Raw genomic sequence first — 23,237 nt, forward strand, 5'->3', positions numbered from 1 at the left:
TCTTTCTTATCTTAACCGGCGGTCGAGCAAGCTCCTTTACCCAGGGCCCATTCCTCACACTGCTTACCGTTCGGCATCTGACACATTCTTACCGCCTCACCGTTTAAATTATGAGCCACGGTAGTGACGCCGCCAACGTTGGCGCAGTTGGCGCTGGTCTGTAACGTATTGATTCTTGCGCTGTTGCCCTGCTGAACTGGTTCTTCACTCTTGCTGCTACATGCGGCCAAAAGCAGTACGGCGCCGGCAAGCAGCCACGTTGATTTTTGCATTATTTCACTCCTGAACCCGGAACTGCGCTGTGTAAAATCGCCATTGCTGATAACCCGCGTCACTTTAAATGCGGACACGTTCAGTTATCTTTGATGCAAACCCGTTTAATCTAGCCTGATAAATTAATTATGGAAATATATTCCTGCAATTATTTGGCGTTTATTTGAACAAAATCGCCATTATTATCGTTACGGGATTTCTTTCTCTCAGATGCCATCCCGGCACCTAAGGTCGGTGACGTACTGCGGGTTTGCAGGCAAAGGCGTCGCCATGGCGAGGGGGCAGCGACAACCCAAGTTTGAAAACTTGCTGGCGAGCGAGGCGGAGGCTCTTGGGTTGCTGCGCATGTTTAGCTACCGGAGCGGGAGATATTGCGGGCCACCCTGTTGCAGGTTAATACATCCGCGACATTCAGGCTGTCGCCTTATTGGCCTTAATTTTAAATTGGCTGGGCACAACAACTCTTTATTTCCCGTTATTTACTCCTGGATGATTCAGCCAGCGTCACTGAATGCCACGCTGGCTATTTTCACATTAAAATAACAATCAATGCGCCGCCGTTTTCGACAGTAAATTAATCACCAGTACGCCGGCAATAATTAACACCATGCCGATCACCGCAGGCAGATCCAGCTTTTGCTGATAGACAAATACGGCCGCTATCGACACCAGAACAATGCCCATGCCCGACCAGATAGCATAGACTATCCCCAGCGGCATGGTTTTTACCACCATTGACAGCCCCCAGAACGCCACGGCGTAGCCCACGACAACCACCAGCGATGGCCAGAGTCGGGTAAAGCCTTCAGAGGCTTTCAACATGGTGGTGGCGATCACTTCCGCAACAATCGCCATGGTCAAATAGATAAATCCGCTCATCGTTTTTTCTTCTGTAAGTGAACACGTTCACCAGTATGGCGCGTCGCGAATAAATTGTCGTTAAACCACCCGGCTAATTCTCCGTTTGAAAACAATTTTTACCGAAAATATTACCTCGAGCGCGCGCCTTGTTGATTTTTCACCCGCCACACAAACGCGATAAAGGGCCAATATATCCCTCTGCTAGACTTTGCTAATTACTGCGAGAGGCAACTTTTGCAGCTTTTTGAGCAATGAAAGGTAAAGTCGATGATTACTACAGATGGTAATAATGCAGTCGCTTCCGTCGCCTATCGCACCAGCGAAGTGATTGCCATCTACCCGATCACCCCCAGTTCAACCATGGCGGAACAGGCGGCTGCCTGGTCCAGCGACGGCCGCCCAAACATCTGGGGAGACGTGCCGTGCGTGATGGAAATGCAGTCCGAAGGCGGAGCCATCGCCACCGTGCACGGTGCGCTGCAAACCGGCGCTCTGTCGACCTCATTCACCTCATCGCAGGGCCTGCTGCTGATGATCCCTACGCTGTACAAACTGGCCGGTGAACTGACGCCGTTTGTGCTGCACGTCGCCGCGCGTACCGTGGCGACCCATGCGCTGTCGATCTTCGGCGACCATTCCGACGTAATGGCCATACGCCAGACCGGCTGCGCCATGCTGTGCGCCAGTAGCGTCCAGGAAGCGCAAGACTTTGCGTTGATTTCCCAAACGGCATCCCTCAACAGCCGCCTGCCGTTTATTCATTTTTTCGATGGTTTTCGTACCTCACACGAAATCAACAAAATCGTGCCGTTGAGCGACGATACCCTGCGTCAGATGCTGCCGCAGGAGGCGATTGACGCCCACCGCAGCCGCGCTTTGTCACCGGACCACCCGGTGGTGCGCGGTACTTCCGCTAACCCGGATACCTATTTCCAGTCGCGTGAAGCCACCAATCCCTGGTACGACAGCGCCTGCCAACATGTGATTGATGCGATGGATAAATTCGCGCAAGTCACCGGGCGGGCATATCAACCCTTTGAATATTACGGCCACTCGCAGGCCGAACGCGTAGTGATCCTGATGGGTTCCGCTATCGGCACCTGCGAAGAAGCGATTGACGCCCTGTTAACGCGCGGTGAAAAGGTCGGTGTGCTAAAAGTACGGCTGTTCAGACCCTTCTCCGCTCGGCACCTGCTCAGCGTGCTGCCGGAAAGTGCCCGGAAAATCGCCGTACTGGACCGCACCAAAGAGCCGGGTGCGCTGGCGGAACCGCTGTATCTGGATGTGATGACCGCACTGGCCGAGGCCTTCAGCCGTGGCGAACGCGCGGACATGCCGATGGTGATCGGTGGCCGTTACGGCTTGTCCTCGAAGGAGTTCGGGCCGGACTGTGCGTTGGCGGTATTCAACGAACTGCAACTTGCCAGGCCGCGCCCGCGCTTTACCGTCGGTATTTTCGACGATGTGACCGGCCTTTCCCTGCCGCTCAGCGAAGAAACCCTGCCACCGCGCGCTTCGCTGGAGGCGTTGTTCTACGGCTTGGGCAGCGACGGCTCCGTATCCGCCACCAAGAACAACATCAAAATCATCGGCAACAGCACGCCGATGTACGCGCAAGGCTATTTTGTCTACGACTCGAAGAAGGCTGGCGGCCTGACGGTTTCTCACCTGCGCGTCAGCGAACAGCCCATCAATTCGGCCTATCTGGTCAGCCGCGCCGACTTCGTCGGTTGCCATCAACTGCAGTTTATCGATACCTACCAGATGGCGGAACGGCTGAAACCCGGCGGCATCTTCTTGCTCAATACGCCGTACCGGGCCGATGAGGCGTGGTCACGGCTGCCGCAGGAGGTTCAGGCGGTGCTGCAACAGCGCCAAGCGCGTTTCTATATCATCAACGCGGCAAAACTGGCGCGCGAGTGCCAGCTCGGAGCGCGCATCAATACCGTTATGCAGATGGCATTTTTCCAACTGACGCAAATTCTGCCGGGCGACGTGGCGCTACAGCAACTGCGGGATGCTATCGCCCGCAGCTACAGCAACAAAGGCCAGGAGATCGTCGAACGCAACTGGCAGGCGCTGGATGCCACGCTTGATGCGCTGATTGAGATCCCGCTGCAACCGATCGACGGCAGCAGCCCGCTGCGCCCGCCGATAGTCTCGGATGCCGCCCCCGATTTTGTCAAAACCGTTACCGCCACGATGCTGGCCGGGCTGGGCGATGCGCTGCCGGTCTCGGCCTTCCCGCCGGACGGCACCTGGCCGGTTGGTACCACCCAATGGGAAAAACGCAATATCGCCGAGACGATCCCGCTCTGGCAGCCGGATCTCTGCACCCAGTGCAACCACTGCGTTGCCGCTTGCCCACACTCGGCCATCCGCGCCAAAGTGGTGCAACCGCAGGCAATGGAGCACGCCCCCACCACCTTGCAGTCGCTGGATGTCAAAGCGCGTGATATGCGCGGTCAGAAGTATGTGCTGCAAGTCGCGCCGGAAGATTGTACCGGCTGTAACCTGTGCGTAGAGGTGTGCCCGGCGAAAGACCGCCAGAACCCGGACATCAAGGCGATCAACATGGCTTCGCGCCTCGATAATCTTGAGGTGGAAAAACGGCATTACGATTTCTTCCTGCAGTTGCCGGAGATTGACCCAGCGCAGATAGAACGCATCGACATCCGCACTTCGCAGTTGATCTCGCCGCTGTTCGAATACTCCGGCGCCTGTTCCGGCTGTGGCGAAACACCGTACATCAAGCTGCTGACCCAGCTCTATGGCGACCGGTTGCTGATTGCCAACGCCACCGGCTGTTCATCCATTTACGGCGGCAATCTGCCGACCACGCCTTACACCACCAACGCCGAAGGCCGCGGCCCGGCATGGGCAAACTCGCTGTTCGAAGATAACGCCGAATTTGGTCTGGGCTTCAGGTTGACGGTCGATCAGCACCGTAGCCGCGTGCTGCGGTTGCTGAATACGCTGGCGCCGCAACTGCCTGAGCCGTTGGTCAACGCGTTGCAGATGAACGATATCGCGCCGGAACCGCGCCGCCAACAGATCGCTGAATTGCGCGGCTTGCTGACGCAAATCGAAGGTAACGACGCCCGCCAGTTAGCGACCGACGCCGATTATCTGGTGGATAAATCCATTTGGCTGATTGGCGGCGACGGCTGGGCCTACGATATCGGTTTTGGCGGATTGGACCACGTCCTTAGCCTGACCGAGAACGTCAACGTGCTGGTGCTGGATACCCAGTGTTACTCCAACACCGGCGGCCAACAGTCGAAAGCCACGCCGCTCGGGGCGGTCACCAAGTTCGGCGAGCACGGCAAGCGCAAGGCACGCAAGGATCTGGGTGTCAGCATGATGATGTATGGCCATGTGTATGTGGCGCAGATATCCCTGGGCGCGCAGCTCAACCAGACGGTGAAGGCCATTCAGGAAGCGGAGGCCTATCCGGGCCCGTCACTGATTATCGCCTACAGCCCCTGCGAGGAGCACGGTTACGATCTGGCGCTTAGCCACGATCAGATGAAACAGTTGACCGCCACCGGTTTCTGGCCGTTGTACCGTTTCGATCCGCGCCGCGCCGACCAAGGCAAACCCGCGCTGGCGCTGGACTCTCGACCGCCAAACAGCGAGCTGACCGAAACCTTGCTGAAAGAACAGCGCTTCCGCCGCCTGAACTCGCAGCAGCCTGAGGTCGCCAGCGCGTTGTACCAGGCCGCCGAGAAAGAGCTGAAAGAGAAGTACGACTTCCTCAGTATGTTGGCCGGCAAGACGGAACAATCGTCCGCCGAGTAATCCTTCAGGGCGCGACCGGTTCGCGCCCTGTTTCCAACCAGCTTTGCCGCTGCGCTTCTTTTACCGCACCGCGCACATAGTTTTCTTTTCCCTGCCCTTGCGCAGCGTCGAACTGCACCTTCTCAATCACTGGCTGGTAACGATCTGTTTTCATTAGGCTATCTGCCTGAATCAACAGCGGCACGATGCGCACCCCAACCCGATCAAGGCTTGGATAGGGCCATTTCCGCCCTGCATCAACGTAAGGTGCCATAAAGTCCAACGCCGCCAACAACGAACTGCCCTGGGCCGTGCGGTAATGCCACAAGTCAATGTCCTGCCGCTGCGCCACCCCGGCCATCAGCACCAACGCCTGCAGATTGAAATAGCTGTAATGGAACGAACGGGTGCGTAACAATTCTTGCGGCTGCGAGCCGTTAACGGCAAGTTGTAAATCAAGCTTATGCTGCGTCAACGTCGCCATCTCCCGCACCACTTCATCACGCCCGAGCCAGGCGGCAATACCCGCCACCTGAACGGCGTACCAACTGCCGTGGTTATTCTTCGCGGCGGCTTCCTGCTTGCCGGCGGGGCTGTGCAACAGCCAATCGAGGTAGCTGCTAAACCATTGCCGCGTCCGGCTTTCATCGGCCACCGTCCAGCCTGGCGTCTGGCGCAACAGCAGCAGGCTGTCGACAATGCGGGTGGCGAAATAACGCCCGTCCAGAATGCCGTTACCACGGCCGCTGTCTCGCCCTGGAATACCCTGTGCGTAGTTGAGGTTCGGGTTCATCCGCGTTTGCGGGTTGATAAACCAGGCGCGGATCAACGCGATCGCCCTGTCGCTATAGCGTTGTTGCCCGGAGAAATAGCCCGCCAACGTCAGAATCTGTACCCGCTGAGTGAACTCCGCCAGCCGCACGCCATCACTCTGCTCGTTTTTACTGGCCGGATTCACAAGCCCATCTCGGCGCACCCAGGGCAACCCGTTCGCTTTGCCGGCATCCGGCCACCAGTAGGCACCGAGACTCAGGTAATCGTGCTTGTCGCCGCTGGCTGGGAGCAGGCCTTTCTCGGTCACGCTGAGCAAGGGTTTGTGCATCGCGCTGTCGGCGTCCTGCAGCAGCCGCTTATAGTTAGCGTCACCGCTGAGATGGGCTTTTACCTGCGACAGCGAAGGTTGCTGCAAGAAAATGCAGCACTCTGTGGCGTGGGTCGCAAACGACGTAAAATAAAGCAATAACCCGGCCTGCAAGAATTTACGCATAATCCTCCCTGCCATATGACCTCTTATACAGACTCGCCCTTGGGATAACTCCCGGCAAACCTACTTTATGTCAGGAGTGAAGTTCGGCCACGGTCATGGTGAAGATCAATTTCCCCTCACCCCGATTTGAATAATGATGCGGCACATCAGTGTTGGCGACAGCAGAGGAGCCCTCAGGAATAATCATCTCGGTACTCCCCACCTTCAGGTTGAGAACGCCCTGCTCAACATTCAGCAGCTCGAAAGTGCCTTGAGGATGGCCCGCAGAGGCAAACAGCTCATCAGGAAACATCTCCCAGCGCCACAGCTCAATCATATTCGGCCCACGCGTCCCCGCCAGCAAACGGGCTGTTCCGCCCGAGTCCCCCGTCCATAATGTAGGTATATCTTTTTTATCGATAAGGTAGGCGGAGGGCGCATCGGTGACATTAACGACATCGGCGACAGACAGGCCCAGGGCCGCCGCTATTTTGCACAATATGGCAATGCTCGGATTAGCGGTTCCTTTCTCGATTTCCACCAGCATCCCTTTGCTGACGCCCGCTCTACGTGATAGCTCATCAAGCGTCAATTTCTTATCTTTGCGGTGCTGTTTGATGGTGCTTGAAACCGCTTCATTGACAGTTTGAATGTCCGCTCCGTGTTCGGTCGATATATTGACTTTATTGGTCATTAGTCATTACCATGAAATAAATTAGTCATTATAGGATTATCAGATGTTTTCAGTTCTTCCGTCAATCGATCCCAAGGTTTCCTCCGTGGCGCCCGGCTTCAGAGCCTTAAGCATTGCGGTTGAAGCCGCACCTATTATCAACCCGAAGATTGCCGACCAGGCTTTGGAACAGGCTTGTCATTCTCTTTCTGCGGGTGACGCGCCCTGGGCTGAGGCTCATCTTGCCGCCTGGGGAGAGGCATTTACCCGATTCGGCGCCAAACCCAAACGCACCCCTTGTTCAGCGGAAGCTTTGCGCAAACGGGTTCTGCGAGACGGCTCGCTACCCAGTATCGACCCCGTAGTTGATCTTTATAATGCCATCAGCATTCGCTATGCCATTCCCGTTGGCGGGGAAAATATTGAAGCCTATGTCGGGCAACCCAGGTTGGTGGTTGCCGATGGAAGCGAACTGTTTGATACGATAAAAGACGGTGAAATGGCGCATGAATCGCCGGAACAAGGTGAAGTCGTCTGGCGCGACGATCTGGGGGTAACTTGCCGTCGCTGGAACTGGCGCCAAGGGGTAAGAACCCGGTTGAGCGCAGATGCCGGCAAGATGTGGTTTATTCTGGAAAGCCTGCCGGCCATGCCGTTACAGGCGTTGTATGATGCCGGCGAGGAACTGATAAAGGGACTGCATCAGATGATGCCAGGCGTAAAAACCGAACAGACACTGATTGGTTTCGATCTGGCTGAAGAGCATCAAACAAAGTAAAAAAGACGGCTTTCGCTCCTCATTGGGCCATGTCTGGGCTCATGCATAAAACGCGCTGGTATTCGTCGTAGTAATCCGTACCATACGCGACATACTTTTGCCTGCTGGTTGTTGTCAGCAGGCGCGAACCCATTTTTATCGCAAACCAGATGGGGCATGATATGCGCACAGGGTCTTCAAGGCCTCGGGGGCAAACAGGGAAGAAATGAATAATGACCCAAACCGCCTGTTAAATGCTAAACTCGCGGTCTACATGTCATGCCCCCATAGTGCCCCCAATTGAAAACGAGCACGATTTAAATGTCAGAAAAACAAACCGTTAGTCAAAAAGAGCAGTACAACCTCAACAAATTGCAAAAGCGCCTGCGTCGCAACGTGGGCCAGGCGATCGCCGATTTCAACATGATTGAAGAAGGCGACCGCATCATGGTCTGCCTGTCCGGTGGCAAAGACAGCTACACCATGCTGGAAATCCTGCGTAACCTGCAGCAAAGCGCGCCGGTGAACTTCTCGCTGGTGGCGGTCAACCTCGACCAGAAACAGCCGGGCTTCCCCGAGCATATCCTGCCGGCTTATCTGGAAGGTCTGGGGGTGGAATACAAGATTGTCGAAGAAAACACCTACAGCATCGTCAAGGACAAGATCCCTGAAGGCAAAACTACCTGCTCACTGTGTTCACGCCTGCGCCGCGGTATTCTTTACCGAACCGCCACCGAACTGGGCGCGACCAAGATTGCCCTTGGCCACCACCGTGACGACATTCTGCAAACGCTGTTCCTCAATATGTTCTACGGCGGCAAACTGAAAGGCATGCCACCCAAACTGATGAGCGACGATGGCAAGCATGTGGTGATCCGCCCACTGGCCTATTGCCGCGAAAAGGATATCGAGCGTTTCTCGGTGGCCAAAGAATTCCCCATTATTCCGTGTAACCTGTGCGGTTCACAGCCCAACCTGCAGCGTCAGGTGATTGGCGACATGCTGCGCGACTGGGATAAACGCTATCCGGGCCGTCTGGAAACCATGTTCAGCGCAATGCAAAACGTGGTGCCTTCACACCTGAGCGATTACAATCTGTTTGATTTCAAAGAGATTCACCACGGCAGCGAAGTGGTAGACGGTGGCGATCTGGCCTTTGATCGCGAAGATATTCCGATGCAACCGGTCGGTTGGCAGCCGGAGGATGCAGATGAAACTGCTCCGCCACTGGAGCGTTTAAACGTTCTCGAAATCAAGTAAACCCTGGCGCCGCCCGTTATCTGCGGGCGGCGTTTTTTCCTCCCGACAGTTTTCGATCCTGCTCACAATTTCAGCATAATTTATCGGACAGCACCACCTTTCCTCTATACTGTGTATTCATACAGTCATAAGGAGATTACCGATGAACATTACCCCCTGCTTATCCCATGTTTCCCTGGGTACCAATCATTTCGATGCCGCCGCCGAGTTTTACGATAGTACGCTCTCCGCATTGGGCTGTCGGCGAGTGCTGGAGCACCCTGGCGCTATTGGCTATGGCCGTGATTACCCGGAGTTCTGGTTGCAGGTACCGATCGATAACCAACCCGCATCTGCCGGTAACGGCGTGCATGTAGGCTTTTTCGCCACCAGCAAACAGCAGGTCGATGAGTTTTACCGACTGGCGCTGCAGGCCGGCGCGAAAGATGAAGGAGCACCAGGATCACGACCACACTATGGCGAAGCGTATTACGGGTGCTTTGTTCGCGATCTGGATGGGCATAAAATCGAGGCCAGTTTCTGGGACGAAAGCGCGGCCTGAAGGCGGTAAACTGCAGACAAAAAAATGCCGGTGGTTAGACCGGCATCGTATGAATCAATGTGCTATGCAGTAATTCTAAATAATAAGAAAGTAAGACAATTATGGAGCGCAACGCCCATCGCTTGACGTTGCATTCACCTGCGAGAGAGATCATGCCCCATTTCCGCCCGGCAAAAGTTGATATCGCTCAATGTTAACCGGGTTTTCGCGCTTTTTTGGCTACAGCCAGCGGCTGCGTTTCAACCACCAGGCCACGCCGAGCACCAACCCCGTCAGCATCAAGCAAAACGTGGCAAAACCAAAGGGATTGCCACCGCCGGGAATGCCGCCCAGGTTAACGCCGAATAATCCGGTCAAAAACGTGGTGGGCAAAAATACCATTGCCAGTAGCGACATGGTGTAAGTTCGGCGATTCATGGCATCGGCCATCACGGTGGTAATTTCATCGGAAAGGATCGCGGTACGCGCAATGCTGCCATCCAGATCGTCCAGACCGCGCCCCAGCCGGTCGGCAACATCTTGCATACGGCGTCGATCGTCATCATTCATCCAGGGCAACCGCTCGCTCGCCAGCCGGGAAAATACGTCGCGCTGCGGCGCCATGTAACGGCGCAACACAATCAGTTGTTTGCGGATCAGCGCCAACTGCCCACGTTCCGGGATTTGCTGCTCCAAAAGCGCATCTTCCAGATCGATGATCTTATCGTGCAGATCCTCGATAAAATCGCTGGTGTGATCGTTCAGCGCATCGGAAACCTCCACCAGCCAGTTGCCGCTGTTGGTCGGCCCGGCGCCGCTTTGCAGATCGTTCACCACCTGATCGATGGAGTACACCTTACGGTGCCGGGTGGAAACGATCAGTTTATCGGTCAAGTAAACGCGGATGGTCACCAACTGATCCGGCCGTGAGTTGGCGTTGAAATTAATGCTGCGTAACGTGATCATGGTGCCATCCCCCAGGCGGCTGACCCGCGGGCGTGAGCTTTCCCCTGATAACGCTTCTCTTACCGCATCCGGCAACAGCGGCGTAGTGTTCAGCCATTCAGCGCTGGCCGGATGCGCATAATCCAGATGCAGCCAGCAAGGCTCATCGCAGGTGATTTTATCATCGTAGTCAATCGATGTTACGCCACCTTTGCCGTCTAACTGGTAGGCATACACCGCATCAGGAACCTGTAACTCGCGCCCCTCAATGACATCCATTCCTTATCCCCTTCGCTTTTCAGTTACACCAGAGTCTAGCGTTAATGTTTTGCGACTCAAAGATAAAGCCGCTTGATGCTTGCCCCTGACTAGCACCTTATGCGCTAACATGGGTGAATAACGACCAACGCTCAGCCAGGCCCCCATGAAATACACATCGACGTTACTGTTGGCTTCTATTTTGACGCTTGCTCCTGCGCCATTCTATCCGCTGTTTGCCGCAGAAGATTCGCTCGAGAGTATCGCTGATGCCTATCAGCTCAAGCTCGGCGACTCGGCGGGTAATTTGCCTTACTACGTCGCAAAAACCCACGGGCGAACACCGTATTCCGCGTTAATCGTGCTGCACGGCCACCCCAGAGACGCAGGGAAAACGCTGGCTGCTGCCCTGAAGGCGGCGCAACTGGCAGGTAAAATCGACGATACTTTATTGGTTGCGCCGCTCTATCCGGTTCCCACCGCGCAGGCCAGGCGCTGCCATTCGCCCGGCGTTCCTGCGGCGCAGCCGGGTGATGCTTTGTGGAGTTGCAGCTCCTGGATCGAGGGTGGGTTGGATTTACAGTCAACAGTGAGCTCGTTTGCCGCGCTTGACCAATTGATCGCCGAACTGAAAATCAAATGGCCGCAGTTACGGTGGGTCACTGTCGCTGGGTTTTCCGCCGGCGCGCAGTTCGTGCAGCACTACGCCGGATTTGCTGAGGCACCTGGCGGCATGAGCGTGCGTTATGTCATTTCCGACCCCGGCAGTTGGCTTTACTTTGATCGCCGCCGCCCACAGCCGGTTGTCGACTGGCGCAGTTGCAGTCAGGAAAAAGGCTGCGACTTTACCTGGACGGAAATTACCGACGACGCGTGCCCGAACCTAAACCACTGGAAATACGGTATTGAAAAGCTCCCCGCTTTTCATGGTCAAACCAGCAAAACGGTGCGCCAACGCTATGCCGCAGCGGACATCACCTACATTGAGGGCGAAAAAGATACCGGCAACGCGCCCGGCACCTTCTACAAAATACTCGATAAATCCTGTGCTGCGCAGGCTCAGGGCCCCTATCGTCTGCAACGCGGTATCGCCTATGCGGCTTACGATCGGAATTTTATCGCCCCTGTCGCCAAACGTCAGCTGCTGATCGTCCCCGGCTGCGCGCACGACGTGTCTTGCGTATTTCCTTCCTCTGTTGCGCGTAGGGTGTTGTTTGTGGCGCCATAACCGCTATGGTTCTGCCACAAAAATAAAACCCCGCCATTTAGCGGGGTCTGATAAAAATGCATAGCAAATAACGCGGCAGATCAATGCTGCAAAATATACATTGTCTGGCTGTAGGCCACGTCCTCCGGGTTGGTGATCGGGTACCCTTTGACCCAAGGCTTGATCAGGCGACCGTTGGTGTACTGGTAAATTGGCGCGATCGGCGCCTGTTCCGCAATGATCTGTTCCGCTTTATTGTAATCCGCCGTCAGGGCCTTTGCGTTGGTTTCCCGGCTAGCCTGCGCCAGCAGATTGTCATACTTGGCGCTCTTGAACTTGGCGATGTTGCCGCTGTGGGAAGAACTCAGCAGCGACAGGAAGGTCGATGCCTCGTTGTAATCGCCCACCCAGGAAGCACGCACGACGTCGAAGTTACCGGTGTTGCGGCTGTCGATATAGGTTTTCCATTCCTGGTTTTGCAACTTAACGTCAATCCCGAGCGTTTTCTTCCACATCGACGCCACGGCAATCGCGATTTTCTGATGGCTTTCCGAAGTGTTGTACAGCAGCGTCAGCTTCAGTGGATTATTTGGGCCGTAGCCGGCGGCCTGCATCAACGCCTTGGCCTGCACATTCAGTTCCGCCTGCGATTGCTGCTGCATCAGGCTCACTTCCGGTTTGAACCCGGCGGTGACGTCCGGCGTGAAGTGATAAGCCGGCTTCTCACCGGTGCCCAGCACTTTTTCGGCGATAATTTTACGGTCGATCGCATAAGACAACGCTTTACGCACTCGCACATCATTGGTCGGCGCACGTTGGGTATTGAAAGCGTAATAATAGGTGCCGAGCTGATCCGGGGTATAAACCTGATCCGGGATATCTTTCAGCAACTTCTGGTACATATTTTTCGGGAAGGATTCAGTGATATCTATATCGCCGGCCAGATAACGTTTGGTGGCATTAGACTCCTGGTTGATCGGCACAAAGGTCACTTTGGTCAGCACGGTATGCGCATGATCCCAATAGTGTTCATTTGGCGTCAGCACCAGTTTCTCATTGACCACCCGCTCCTGCAGTTTAAACGCACCGTTACCCACCAGGTTGCCGACTTTGGTCCAGTCATTGCCGAATTTCTCCACCACCGACCGGTTCACCGGGAACAGGCTGAAGTTGGCGGTCAGGCTGACAAAGTACGGTACCGGTTTGTTCAGCTGCACTTTAAAGGTGTAGTCATCCAACGCCGTTACGCCCAGCTTATCGGCAGGCAGCTTACCGGTGATGATCTCGTCGGCGTTCTGAATTCCGGCCAGTTGGGCGAACCAGGCAAAGGGTGACAGGTTCTTTGGCTCAACCAGGCGTTGCCAGCTATAAACGAAATCCTTCGCCGTTACAGTGTCACCGTTTGACCAGCGCGCATCTTTGCGCAGCGTGAAGATATAGGTTTGATTATCAGTCGTCTGCCAACGGGTGGCTACGCCGGGGATCACCTTGCCGTTGGCATCCTGATTCACCAGCCCTTCGAACAGGTCACGTGCCAGTTGCGCCTCCGGCAAGCCCACGGCCTTGATCGGATCCAGTGAGGCCGGCTCATCTTTAATATGGCGAACAATTTCCTGCTTTTCCGCCAGAGTGGTGCCTGGGGGAACCTGCGCCGCCATCGCGCTGCTCAATCCTGCGCCGATAGCCACTGCACACAACGCCAAACGAAAACCTTGCTGAATTTTTCTTCTCGTCATTCTGATTCATCCCCGTTAACCATCTGAATTTTTTATCATATAGCACAAGATCCGTCTCACCTATAGCCCTGGGCGGACAAGATGCAAAAACTGAGGGCCAGACAATAAAAAATGCCCGTGCGACAACGTCGACACGGGCATTTTTGTTTCAGGGAGAGTTAGTCGTAAAGGTGAATGCTGTTGATGCGGTAGCTGAACTCTTCACCTTCTTCCTCGTCGAAAATGGTGAAGAAGCTTTGTTCGGCGAGCGGTTTAGAATATATATCGGTCTTCTGCATCTGGCGCGACTCGGCATCGTCATAACCATAGTCGAGATAGAAGGTGTTTTTCTGGTAGTCGACGTGCAGAGTAAAGGGATAATTGGACTCATCGCCACGCCCGTCATCATTCTTCACCACGCCGAACCATTCCCCCTGACGGATCTGGTTTTCCTCATCCACGCCGCACAGCAGCGTGATGGTATCCTTTTCATTTTCGCTATAGCTGGCAACTATTCTGGCTACTGGCATGTTAAATCCCCTGCTTGGTTATTGGGTTAGCTTTGCCGATAGTATAACAACAGCGAAATGACCGGCGCGGTTTTATTGTTGCCTGTGCCAACGCACAGCTCACATATCAGGCAAAGGTGAAACAATTGCTCTGGGAAAGATAAGCCAAAGCGTAATACACTGAATAAAATGATAATGACTCTCGACATTTAACCCAGGGACAACACCATGATCCAGCATCGACCGCGCAGTGAACGTGGCCAATTGGCCGTTGCAGGAGAGAATTACGGCAGTTCGCTGTTAGGAGCGCCGCTGCTCTATTTTCCCGCAGCCATCAGCGGGCCGGAAACCGGGCTGATCATCGCCGGTACCCACGGTGACGAGGGGGCCGCTATCGTCACCCTTTCTTGTGCGCTACGCAGCATTGCGCCAAACCGGCTGCGCCATCACGTGATACTGGCGGTCAATCCCGATGGGTGCCAACTGGGGCTACGCGCCAATGCCAACGGCGTTGACCTGAACCGTAATTTCCCCGCCGCCAACTGGCGCTCCGGCGATACGGTTTATCGTTGGAACAGTGCAGCGGAGGCACGGGATGTGAAGCTGTCAACTGGCGGCCGCCCCGGTTCAGAACCGGAAACCCAGGCGCTGTGCCACCTGATTCACCGGTTGAAACCGCACTGGGTGGTGTCGTTTCATGAACCCTTGGCCTGCATTGAAGATCCCGCCAGTTCCCAACTCGGTGTCTGGCTTTCACATAAGTTTGCTTTGCCGCTGGTCACCAGCGTGGGCTACGAGACGCCAGGTTCGTTCGGCAGTTGGTGCGCCGATTTGTCGTTGCCCTGCATTACCGCCGAATTCCCGCCGATCTCCGCCGATGCCGCCAGCGAGAGCTATCTTGATGCAATGGTAGAGCTGTTGACCTACCAGGATTAATTCTGCCTTGGGGCGAGATTGATCGCCCCATAGTCAAAATCCAGCCCCGCGTCGACGTCCTTCGCCAGCCAGGTCGGGCCATCCAGATCCACAAAGCGCGCCCCTGGAGCCAGTGGTAACGCCGCGTTGATCGCCCGTGAAGTACACAACATGCAGCCGAGCATAATGGCGAACCCCTGCTCCCGCGCCTGCTTAGCCAAAACCAGCGCCTCCGTCAGGCCGCCTGTTTTATCCAACTTGATATTGACCATCTGATAGCGGCCGATAAGCGCTGGCAAATCGCGGCTGGTGTGGCAACTCTCATCGGCACAAATCGGCAACGGGTGGATAAAGTTCTCCAGCGCGCCGTCATCGGCGGCCGGCAGCGGCTGCTCCAACATGGCCACACCCAGATCCGCCAACAGTTGGCAACGCGCAGCCAGGCCTTCCGCCTGCCAGGATTCGTTGGCATCGACGATCAGCGTCGCATCCGGCACCGCTGCGCGGATGGCCACCAGCCGTTCGCTGATCAGGTGATTATCCAGCTTGATTTTCAACAGCCGTGCGCCCTGCTGGTCGAGTTCACGCGCGGCGAACGCCATTGCCTCCGGCGAGCCGATGCTGACGGTTTGCGCCATCAGGATGCGTTCCGGCTCCGTGACACCGCTGCGCTGCCAGCGGCTCTGGCCGCTGAGGCGGCACTCCAGATCCCATAGCGCCGAATCCACCGCATTACGCGCCGCGCCTGCGGGCATCAACTGCTGCAACTGCTCACGCGTCACTCCCCGTTCGATAGCCGGTGCCACCTCCGCCAATTGCGCCAGCACCGAGGCTTCGCTTTCGTCATAGCGCGCATACGGCGTGCATTCGCCGATGCCGCGCACACCCTGCAGTTCAATCTCGACCACCACCACTTTCGCTTCGGTGCGGCTGCCGCGGGCAATGACAAAGGCGGTATGCAACGGCCAGGCTTCTGGGTAAAAACGCATGCTTCTCATAACGGCTCCTGAGCGAAAATAACGTATAAAAACGGGCTAACGGGCGGATGTTTTTTGGACACAACCTAATATATACAACTATTTAGCAAACTTTATATATCCAACCCACAATTGTTGACTTAAACTGACGCCAGGGCGTGAACCTAATGGTAAACCCAGCCATTGCGGCTATTTTATTAGGTTCATCCCCTTTGTATAAACACCTGTAAAAGGAACCAAGCCAATGACTCAGACAGTACATTTCCAAGGCAACCCGGTCAGCGTTGCAGGCCATCTGCCACAGTCAGGCGAACAAGCCAAAGCGTTCTCGTTGGTTGCCAAAGACCTGTCAGACGTAGCGCTAAGCAGCTTCGCGGGTAAACGCAAAGTCCTGAACATTTTCCCAAGTATTGATACCGGCGTTTGCGCTGCCTCGGTACGTAAATTCAACCAACTGGCCAGCGGTCTGGATAATACCGTGGTGCTGTGCATCTCCTCCGATCTGCCGTTCGCCCAGTCACGCTTCTGCGGCGCGGAAGGCCTGAGCAACGTAGTGACGCTGTCCACCCTGCGTGGCGCTGAATTCAAACAGGCTTACGGCGTCGAAATCGCTGAAGGCCCGTTGGCGGGTCTGACTGCGCGTGCAGTCGTGGTGCTGGATGGCCAGGACAATGTGCTGTACAGCGAGTTGGTGAATGAGATCACCAACGAGCCGGATTACGATGCTGCGCTGGCTGCACTGAAGTGATGTCACCCGAGCCGGCTTTCGCGGGCTCTGATAAACGAAACGGGCGCCGCGGCGCCCGTTTTTTATTCTTCGCTTTCCCCCGCCGCCTTGCGGCTGCTGAGGCCATACTCGCGCAGCTTGTTGGCAATCGCGGTATGCGAAACCCCCAGGCGTTTCGCCAGTTTTCGCGTGCTCGGGTAAGTGCGGTATAACCGCGTCAACACCGAACGCTCGAAGCGCTTGCTGATATCGTCCAGCGAGCCGTCCAGCACTTCGTCACCCAGAGACATCTCGACCTCAAATTCCGGCAGTACGATATCCTGCGGACGCAGCTCAAAGCCTTCCGTTTGCGTCAGCGCGCGGTAGATGGCATTTTTCAGTTGCCGCACATTGCCCGGCCAGCCGTACTTGCTGAGGAAACTCCCCAGATCGTTCGCCAACTTCGGCCGCGCCACACCCTGTTCGTCGGCAAAGCGCGCCACAAACAGCTCGGTCAACGGCATGATGTCCTGCGGACGTTCGCGCAGCGGCGGAATAGTAATGGTCAGCACGTTAAGCCGATAATAGAGATCCTCGCGGAATTCACCGCGTTGCACCAGCTCCGTCAAGTTTTTCTGGGTGGCGCAGATGACCCGAACATCCACGTGTACTTCGTGTTCTTCCCCTACGCGACGGAAAGTGCCGTCGTTAATGAAACGCAGCAGTTTGGTTTGCATGCGCGGCGACATTTCCCCGATCTCATCCAGCAGTACCGAGCCGCCGTGCGCCTGTTCGAAGAAGCCTTTCTTGCCTTCCAGCGCATTGGGGTAAGCGCCAGGCGCATGGCCGAACAGCTCACTTTCCACCACGTCATCCGGCAGTGCGGCGCAATTCAGCGCCAGGAACGGCTGTTTGCCGCGCGGGCTGCGCAGGTGGCAGGCGCGAGCCAGAATGTCTTTGCCGGTGCCGGTGTCGCCGACCAGCAGCAACGGCGCATCCAGCATCGCCAGTTTACGTGCCTGCTCCAGCACCTGGCGCATTTTCGGGCTGACGGCCACGATATGATCGAATTCGGTATCGTCGTTCACCGACAGGTTCTGTAGCTGGCGCCCCATGCGTGCAGTCGACTTGAGCATGACCACCGCGCCAACGGTGGCGTTCTGCTGGTTTTCGTCTTCCAGGTAGATAGGCGTGATATCCATCAGGAAATCCTGGCTGCGGATCACGACCCGTTCTGAGTGCGGCGCCGTTTGTTCGCTCTCCAGCCAACGGCTGAAGTTATAGCCACCAATCAGAGCCGTAGCCGTTTGATTGCGGATTTTATCTTCGCTGAAGCTGAACAACACCTGTGCCGCCGGGTTGGCCAACTCGACCTTGCCCCGCATATCAATCGAAAATACCGGCTCCGGCATCGACTCCAGCAGCGCCCGCAACGCACGGTGTTCGCGCTCGGACGGCATGAAGTTAACGGTGCGCACGTCAGTCACGCCTGCAATGCGACGGATTTCCGCCATCAGCGCGCGGAAGGTGTCAAAATCCAGCTGGGAAAAATTGAGGTAAATGCGGCCGATGGGATCGATTTCGATACCCCGTAAATCGATGCTGCGCGATACCAAAAGATCGAGTAATTCTCGAGTCAGACCGAGTCGGTCTTCGCAAAATACTTCCAAACGCATCAGTATTGGCCTTATCTCTGCAGGTGCGGGGATGACTGTCGATGATGATACTCTCTCACCCCGGGCGGTAGAAGCAATCTGTCAGCAAAAGTTGACAGAACTCTGATTTATCGCCGTTGTTGATGATTTTAAACGCAAGTAAATAACACCATCGGCGTCATTTTAGTTCATTTGCAGAGAGTTATCATAACCGGCAATAATTTTTTAGATAAATATAATGTGATCACAGGGCGATCGTCTTTCGTCAACCAGGGGTTACGTATTGAGCTGTGCGGTGGCTATTGATGCAGAAACAAACAACTGCGCCCAGGGCGGGCGCAGTTGGTGAGTTACTTGGCTTTATTGTCGTTTTTTTTCATGGCGTCTTTCAGTTGACCGAGCAACTGGCTGCGGAAATCCCCGAGCTTGGGCTTCTCACCTTCCAGCCACGGAAGCGGGCGGCACAGCTCCATCGCCTTGATGCCCAGCCTGGCGGTCAGCAAACCGGCGCCAATGCCTTGGGCTGCGCGAGCGGACAGCCGTGCAGCCAAATCCTGTGACATCCAATCCATTCCCACTTCACGTACCAGTTCGGACGCACCGGCAAAGGCGATATTCAGCAGCACCAAACGGAACAGCCGCAGACGGCTGAAATAACCCAATTCAATGCCGTACAACGCCGCAATGCGGTTGATCAACCGAATGTTACGCCAGGCGATAAATGCCATATCCACCAGCGCCAGCGGGCTGACGGCGATCATTAATGTGGATTCTGCCGCCGAACGGCTGATTTCACGACGCGCTTGATTATCCAGAACGGGCTGTACCAGCTTGGCGTAGAGCGCCACCACTTCGCGGTCATTTTGAGTTTCATGCAGCGAAGCCTGCCAGCGCTGTAACGCCGGGTGCCCCTGATCGAGGCCGGCCTGTCGTGCCAACTTCTCGCAGAATTCGCGCCCCTTGCCCAACCCGTGGCTGTGCAACAGTTCCCGCGCGACGTCGCGCTCTTGCGCACGCTGGCGCAGACGATACAACCGGCGCCATTCGGTCACGACCGACCCTACCCCGGCAAACACGATCAAGCCGCCAGCCACGCCGCCGCCCATGGCAATCCAATCCTGCTGCACCCAAGCGGTATGCACCCACTGCACGCCCTGCGCCACCACGCTGACGCCGAACAACGCCAACCCGGCAGTAACCATTTTGCGCCACAGGCTGCGTTTGGGTTTCAAGGCGGCATTGATAATGCCTTCGGCGCGCCCTTCCTCCTCTTCTTGTTCCAACTCAGGCGCGGCCGGGAAAAAACGCTCCGCCTGCTGTTCATCAAAGGCGACGTTGGCGCGCAATATCGGTTCTTGCGGCGGCTGCAACGGCTCTTCAAAATCGATACGCGGCTTTATCGGTTCGCTCATCGCAATTTATCTCCCAGTAAAAACTCCATCACCGCGTCCAGACGGATGTGCGGCAACGGGCTGTCCACGCTCATGGCCCGCGGACGAAACTCATCAAAGTGGAAACCCTGGTTTTGCCAGAAAGCCGGCCCAGGCAAACGCGCCGGCACTTCGCCGGGGAACACCGTCAGTGGAGCGCCATCGGCGAGGCGGTTGCCCTTCAAGGCCGGGATCCGCTGCCCCTGATGGTCGACGATGCCGCTTTCGGTCGCCTGTACGGAGGCCAATCCCACGCAATCCATGCTGATGCCCTCAAACGCCGCGTTCTGCCACGCTTCCTGCACCAACTGCTGCAACAACGACACCAGATTGGCGTGCTGGTCGGCGGTAATGTGATCCGCCTTGGTGGCGGCAAACATCAGCTTGTCGATGGTCGGCGAGAACAAGCGACGGAACAGCGTGCGCTTGCCGTAGTGGAAACTTTGCATCAGTTGGGTCAGCGCCAGACGCATGTCGTTGAACGCCTGTGGACCGCTGTTGAGCGGTTGCAGACAGTCAACCAGCACAATCTGCCGATCGAAACGGACGAAATGTTCTTTATAGAAGTTTTTGACGATGGATTGGCAGTAGTAATTGAAACGCGCTCGCAGCATGCCGATGTTGGTGTGCTTGTCAGCCTGCGCCAGCTTCGATTCGCCGAGGCTGTCGACATTGGGCCACGGAAAGAACTGCAGCGCCGGCGCGCCGGCCAAATCCCCCGGTAGCACGAAGCGGCCCGGCTGGATAAAGTGCAAGCCTTCGCTTTTGCAACGCAACAGATAGTCGGTGTAGGCCTGCGCAATGGCCGCCAACTTGTTCTCGTCAGCCGGCGCGAGCGGATCGCAACCTTTGCACAGTTCTAGCCAAGGTTTGGCCCACTCGGCGCGATCGCCCTGCAACAGAGCGGCCATCTGGCGCGACCAGGCCAGATAGTCCTGTTCCAACATGGGCAAGTCCAGCAACCATTCACCGGGATAATCGACGATTTCCAGATACAGCGTCGAGGTATCTTTAAAATGCCGCAGCAACGAGTCGTTGGAACGGTAGCGCAGCGCCAGGCGAATTTCGCTGACGCCGCGCGTCGGGGTCGGCCAACTTGGCGGGGTGCCATAAAGCTGCGCCAGCCCTTCATCATAGGTAAAACGTTGAATGCCAAGATCGCGCTGCGGAATGCGTTTCACGCCCAACAGTCGCTCTTCGCGCACTGGCGAAAACAACGGCATGCGCGCACCGCTGTGAACGTGCAGCAGTTGGTTGACAAAGGCAGTGATAAAGGCGGTTTTGCCGCTGCGGCTAAGGCCGGTCACCGCCAGACGCAAATGGCGATCCATCCCGCGGTTGACCAGCGAGGTTAACTCATTTTGCAGTCGTTTCATTGTTCTCCTTGGCTCCTCGGAGGTATTCCTCCGATTTCGCATTACATACCAGCAACCTAGCCACGATGCGTCTTTCTACTCTATCAATACTAGGTTAAATATGTAAATTAATTCATAATAAAATTAGCAACAAATTAATTTTTACTCATTACGCGTTTCTTATAAAAACCAGATACCCACTGTGATGAATGGCATAACGATTTAAGTCTGTGAAATACCTCACATGCGCTATCATTAATGTTAGCAACACATCTCGACTTACCACCCACTCAATGAAACAATCATTTTTTCATACATATAATTTAATGTTAGCGGAGGTAGTCATGCCTACAAATTACATATCAGACATTGTTTACATTAAATCAATGGCTGACCTAAAAAATACAATACCCGTGATTGAAGGCCAAGAAGTTTATCTTAAAGAGTATTATCAAAACCGCGAGCAAGGAGGTGGTTTTTTTACCGGACATCTAACACCCATTTCAGCCATTGATGATGGGGGCTATACCACAGTCTCGATAAATAATTCCACTGCAATTTGGCTAAGAAAAAACATTACAAACTTAAGTTTGTATGATGGTGGATGCGATCCAGATCTACAAGATAATTCTGACAGAATACAAAATATCGCACTAATACGAGGGAATAAAGCCGTACAGATACCAGCCGGATATTGGAATATTGGTAAGCCAATCATGTTTCCGGCAAATTCAGCAATAAGTTTATATGGTGAAAACTCTTACACTTCGCAGGCCGTTTTTAATTATGTAGGCAATGACATATCTAACCCATTAGATCCTACCGCCGTTATTAATATTGGCATTGGTAGTAGTAACATGAGCAGTGGTGGTTTTAACCTGAGCAACCTACAAATAATAGGGAACGGTAAAATAATCAGCGGACTGAGCATAAAATACGCCGGTTACATACAGTTAAAAAACATTAGTATACTTTACTGCAAAGGTGCCGGGTTGTATCTAGATAAGGTACAGGATAGCTATTTTAATTTTTTAGAAATTCAAGGCTGCGGGCGAAGCAACGGAAGCTATAACTCATATCAAGACATTACGAATACATCTAAAATGATGCTTGCACCTGTACATATCATCTCAACCATGGCAGATGACGAATGTAATATGCTTCGCTTCGAAAACTGTCAATGGGAAGCAAATCTCATCAGTCCAACGTTATATGTTCGAGGTGGCCTTGGGATTTGGGTGAAAAACCTTCACATGGAGCATAGAGACGGCCCGCTAGCGATGCTCCTTGGCAATAATCCCAATGCTAGTATTTTCTTATATATGAACAACTCAGGTGAGGTATTCCTTAACGAAATCCAAGCATCGGAAGTAAAAAGCCTTGTTTATGCCACAGGGTATGGTGTGGTTTACGTTACTAATGTAAACCGTGCAGGAGACATAACCCACAACACTTCAGGAAAGTTTTTTAACGTATTCCTGAACAGTTGCTGGTTGCAAGACATTAATTTTTCAACCAGTGTCAAAGCCATGATAACTAACTGCAGATTTGCAAGTCTCCGGTGGAGTTATCCTTCTTACCCTAGTACAATATCTGCCACTCAATTTTCTGGAGTCGTGGCCGTAAACAATGATGGCTCTAATACACGAATCGATTTCGTGGATTGTCAATATACAACTGTGAATTGCAATACAAGTAACCTTCGTTTCTTCGGTGGCCGTTGCAGCGGAAACTTTACGTATACGTCAAAAAATGGCTTAGGATCGGTAATTGATATGGATATTGAAGGAACCGCAAATGTGGATCTTCTCTATGGCTGCTCCTTTCAACCAGGAAAAACAAAATACACCGTGGCTAGAACCAATATTTCCCCACAGGAATATGGGAACAACCCACGCCCTATCGGCTCCGAATGGTTCAATACAGCGGTAACCGGGGACCAGGAAGGCGCGATTTACAGTTGGGTGAAAACCGCTGCCGGCTGGCGGCCCAATAGTCGCATCAGTCGCTTTGGTACCAATTTATCGTCAATGACGTTTTCTCAGCTTCCTGTTGCGATCTCCTGCAAAGGCACCGTTATTTTCTGTACCAATACTGCAGCCTCTCCCTCGGCTCAGGCCATTATCAGTGACGGCGCAGACTGGATCTATCTGGCAACACCGGGGACGAAAGTGACCGCCATCAATTAAAGTTTA

19 protein-coding genes are annotated in these 23,237 nt (G+C 54.6%); 8 read left to right on the plus strand and 11 right to left on the minus strand.

Annotated elements, in window-relative coordinates; all coding sequences use genetic code 11:
- Positions 1-11: 11 nt before the first annotated feature.
- On the minus strand, positions 12-272 hold the full coding sequence (locus SERAS12_RS13000; protein WP_013813097.1) for a DUF333 domain-containing protein: 261 nt from the start codon (positions 270-272) through the stop codon (positions 12-14).
- 547 nt (positions 273-819) lie between these two features.
- On the minus strand, positions 820-1,152 hold the full coding sequence (locus SERAS12_RS13005; RefSeq protein ID WP_004945049.1) for an SMR family transporter: 333 nt from the start codon (positions 1,150-1,152) through the stop codon (positions 820-822).
- Positions 1,153-1,401: 249 nt separating this feature from the next.
- On the opposite strand from SERAS12_RS13005, the gene nifJ reads away from it, so the two are divergent.
- A complete protein-coding gene (gene nifJ, locus SERAS12_RS13010; RefSeq protein ID WP_013813098.1) occupies positions 1,402-4,935 on the plus strand; it encodes a pyruvate:ferredoxin (flavodoxin) oxidoreductase in 3,534 nt (1,177 codons plus the stop codon).
- 4 nt (positions 4,936-4,939) lie between these two features.
- On the opposite strand, the gene SERAS12_RS13015 is transcribed toward nifJ, so the two are convergent.
- Together SERAS12_RS13015 and SERAS12_RS13020 are read right to left on the minus strand one after the other, a co-directional pair.
- Positions 4,940-6,181, minus strand: a complete 1,242-nt coding sequence (locus SERAS12_RS13015) for an alginate lyase family protein (RefSeq protein ID WP_013813099.1) — start codon at positions 6,179-6,181, stop codon at positions 4,940-4,942.
- A gap of 70 nt (positions 6,182-6,251) precedes the next feature.
- A complete protein-coding gene (locus SERAS12_RS13020) occupies positions 6,252-6,854 on the minus strand; it encodes a helix-turn-helix domain-containing protein (protein ID WP_013813100.1) in 603 nt (200 codons plus the stop codon).
- A gap of 43 nt (positions 6,855-6,897) precedes the next feature.
- Here SERAS12_RS13020 and SERAS12_RS13025 point away from each other — a divergent pair, with 43 nt between their 5' ends.
- The 3 genes from SERAS12_RS13025 (at position 6,898) to SERAS12_RS13035 (ending at position 9,391) form a co-directional block, all read left to right on the plus strand.
- The gene (locus SERAS12_RS13025) at positions 6,898-7,611 is read left to right on the plus strand and encodes a B3/4 domain-containing protein (protein WP_013813101.1); all 714 of its coding nucleotides are present in this window, start codon (positions 6,898-6,900) and stop codon (positions 7,609-7,611) included.
- 300 nt (positions 7,612-7,911) lie between these two features.
- Positions 7,912-8,850 (plus strand): tRNA 2-thiocytidine(32) synthetase TtcA, encoded by a 939-nt coding sequence (ttcA, locus tag SERAS12_RS13030; RefSeq protein WP_013813102.1) that lies wholly within the window; start codon positions 7,912-7,914, stop codon positions 8,848-8,850.
- A gap of 142 nt (positions 8,851-8,992) precedes the next feature.
- Positions 8,993-9,391, plus strand: a complete 399-nt coding sequence (locus SERAS12_RS13035; protein WP_013813103.1) for a VOC family protein — start codon at positions 8,993-8,995, stop codon at positions 9,389-9,391.
- 219 nt (positions 9,392-9,610) lie between these two features.
- Here SERAS12_RS13035 and zntB read toward each other — a convergent pair whose 3' ends face one another.
- Complete coding sequence (gene zntB, locus SERAS12_RS13040; RefSeq protein WP_004945070.1) at positions 9,611-10,594, minus strand: zinc transporter ZntB; 984 nt, start codon at positions 10,592-10,594, stop codon at positions 9,611-9,613.
- Between the two features lie 145 nt (positions 10,595-10,739).
- Here zntB and SERAS12_RS13045 point away from each other — a divergent pair, with 145 nt between their 5' ends.
- Positions 10,740-11,801, plus strand: a complete 1,062-nt coding sequence (locus SERAS12_RS13045; protein WP_013813104.1) for a hypothetical protein — start codon at positions 10,740-10,742, stop codon at positions 11,799-11,801.
- Positions 11,802-11,881: 80 nt separating this feature from the next.
- Here the strand turns inward: SERAS12_RS13045 and SERAS12_RS13050 are convergent, their stop codons facing one another.
- Complete coding sequence (locus SERAS12_RS13050; protein WP_013813105.1) at positions 11,882-13,516, minus strand: ABC transporter substrate-binding protein; 1,635 nt, start codon at positions 13,514-13,516, stop codon at positions 11,882-11,884.
- Between the two features lie 158 nt (positions 13,517-13,674).
- Complete coding sequence (locus tag SERAS12_RS13055; RefSeq protein ID WP_004945080.1) at positions 13,675-14,025, minus strand: hypothetical protein; 351 nt, start codon at positions 14,023-14,025, stop codon at positions 13,675-13,677.
- Positions 14,026-14,232: 207 nt separating this feature from the next.
- On the opposite strand from SERAS12_RS13055, the gene mpaA reads away from it, so the two are divergent.
- Positions 14,233-14,940: a murein tripeptide amidase MpaA gene (gene mpaA / locus SERAS12_RS13060; RefSeq protein ID WP_013813106.1), complete on the plus strand. Its 708-nt coding sequence runs from the start codon at positions 14,233-14,235 to the stop codon at positions 14,938-14,940.
- Here mpaA and ycjG read toward each other — a convergent pair.
- Positions 14,937-15,917 (minus strand): L-Ala-D/L-Glu epimerase, encoded by a 981-nt coding sequence (gene ycjG / locus SERAS12_RS13065; RefSeq protein WP_013813107.1) that lies wholly within the window; start codon positions 15,915-15,917, stop codon positions 14,937-14,939. The genes mpaA and ycjG overlap by 4 nt on opposite strands.
- A gap of 223 nt (positions 15,918-16,140) precedes the next feature.
- On the opposite strand from ycjG, the gene tpx reads away from it, so the two are divergent.
- The gene (tpx, locus tag SERAS12_RS13070) at positions 16,141-16,644 is read left to right on the plus strand and encodes a thiol peroxidase (RefSeq protein WP_006319550.1); all 504 of its coding nucleotides are present in this window, start codon (positions 16,141-16,143) and stop codon (positions 16,642-16,644) included.
- A 62-nt stretch (positions 16,645-16,706) separates the two neighbouring features.
- On the opposite strand, the gene tyrR is transcribed toward tpx, so the two are convergent.
- The 3 genes from tyrR to SERAS12_RS13085 all read right to left on the minus strand — a co-directional run bounded on the left by tyrR (position 16,707) and on the right by SERAS12_RS13085 (position 21,063).
- On the minus strand, positions 16,707-18,278 hold the full coding sequence (tyrR, locus tag SERAS12_RS13075) for a transcriptional regulator TyrR (RefSeq protein ID WP_004945094.1): 1,572 nt from the start codon (positions 18,276-18,278) through the stop codon (positions 16,707-16,709).
- A gap of 329 nt (positions 18,279-18,607) precedes the next feature.
- The gene (locus SERAS12_RS13080; protein ID WP_013813108.1) at positions 18,608-19,669 is read right to left on the minus strand and encodes a YcjF family protein; all 1,062 of its coding nucleotides are present in this window, start codon (positions 19,667-19,669) and stop codon (positions 18,608-18,610) included.
- Positions 19,666-21,063: a YcjX family protein gene (locus SERAS12_RS13085; protein WP_013813109.1), complete on the minus strand. Its 1,398-nt coding sequence runs from the start codon at positions 21,061-21,063 to the stop codon at positions 19,666-19,668. The genes SERAS12_RS13080 and SERAS12_RS13085 overlap by 4 nt, the downstream gene beginning before the upstream one ends.
- Positions 21,064-21,386: 323 nt before the next feature.
- Between SERAS12_RS13085 and SERAS12_RS13090 the strand changes: the two genes are divergently transcribed.
- Positions 21,387-23,231, plus strand: a complete 1,845-nt coding sequence (locus SERAS12_RS13090; protein ID WP_013813110.1) for a hypothetical protein — start codon at positions 21,387-21,389, stop codon at positions 23,229-23,231.
- Positions 23,232-23,237 lie beyond the last annotated feature (6 nt).

It is taken from the genome of Serratia sp. AS12 (assembly GCF_000214195.1).
Classification (GTDB): Bacteria; Pseudomonadota; Gammaproteobacteria; order Enterobacterales; family Enterobacteriaceae; genus Serratia; species Serratia plymuthica.

Excerpts from the sequence above, each read along its gene's own strand:
- SERAS12_RS13000 (WP_013813097.1), bottom strand. The coding sequence starts at position 272 with ATGCAAAAATCAACGTGGCTGCTTGCCGGCGCCGTACTGCTTTTGGCC.
- SERAS12_RS13005 (WP_004945049.1), bottom strand. The coding sequence starts at position 1,152 with ATGAGCGGATTTATCTATTTGACCATGGCGATTGTTGCGGAAGTGATC.
- nifJ (WP_013813098.1), top strand. The coding sequence starts at position 1,402 with ATGATTACTACAGATGGTAATAATGCAGTCGCTTCCGTCGCCTATCGC.
- SERAS12_RS13015 (WP_013813099.1), bottom strand. The coding sequence starts at position 6,181 with ATGCGTAAATTCTTGCAGGCCGGGTTATTGCTTTATTTTACGTCGTTT.
- SERAS12_RS13020 (WP_013813100.1), bottom strand. The coding sequence starts at position 6,854 with ATGACCAATAAAGTCAATATATCGACCGAACACGGAGCGGACATTCAA.
- SERAS12_RS13025 (WP_013813101.1), top strand. The coding sequence starts at position 6,898 with ATGTTTTCAGTTCTTCCGTCAATCGATCCCAAGGTTTCCTCCGTGGCG.
- ttcA (WP_013813102.1), top strand. The coding sequence starts at position 7,912 with ATGTCAGAAAAACAAACCGTTAGTCAAAAAGAGCAGTACAACCTCAAC.
- SERAS12_RS13035 (WP_013813103.1), top strand. The coding sequence starts at position 8,993 with ATGAACATTACCCCCTGCTTATCCCATGTTTCCCTGGGTACCAATCAT.
- zntB (WP_004945070.1), bottom strand. The coding sequence starts at position 10,594 with ATGGATGTCATTGAGGGGCGCGAGTTACAGGTTCCTGATGCGGTGTAT.
- SERAS12_RS13045 (WP_013813104.1), top strand. The coding sequence starts at position 10,740 with ATGAAATACACATCGACGTTACTGTTGGCTTCTATTTTGACGCTTGCT.
- SERAS12_RS13050 (WP_013813105.1), bottom strand. The coding sequence starts at position 13,516 with ATGACGAGAAGAAAAATTCAGCAAGGTTTTCGTTTGGCGTTGTGTGCA.
- SERAS12_RS13055 (WP_004945080.1), bottom strand. The coding sequence starts at position 14,025 with ATGCCAGTAGCCAGAATAGTTGCCAGCTATAGCGAAAATGAAAAGGAT.
- mpaA (WP_013813106.1), top strand. The coding sequence starts at position 14,233 with ATGATCCAGCATCGACCGCGCAGTGAACGTGGCCAATTGGCCGTTGCA.
- ycjG (WP_013813107.1), bottom strand. The coding sequence starts at position 15,917 with ATGAGAAGCATGCGTTTTTACCCAGAAGCCTGGCCGTTGCATACCGCC.
- tpx (WP_006319550.1), top strand. The coding sequence starts at position 16,141 with ATGACTCAGACAGTACATTTCCAAGGCAACCCGGTCAGCGTTGCAGGC.
- tyrR (WP_004945094.1), bottom strand. The coding sequence starts at position 18,278 with ATGCGTTTGGAAGTATTTTGCGAAGACCGACTCGGTCTGACTCGAGAA.
- SERAS12_RS13080 (WP_013813108.1), bottom strand. The coding sequence starts at position 19,669 with ATGAGCGAACCGATAAAGCCGCGTATCGATTTTGAAGAGCCGTTGCAG.
- SERAS12_RS13085 (WP_013813109.1), bottom strand. The coding sequence starts at position 21,063 with ATGAAACGACTGCAAAATGAGTTAACCTCGCTGGTCAACCGCGGGATG.
- SERAS12_RS13090 (WP_013813110.1), top strand. The coding sequence starts at position 21,387 with ATGCCTACAAATTACATATCAGACATTGTTTACATTAAATCAATGGCT.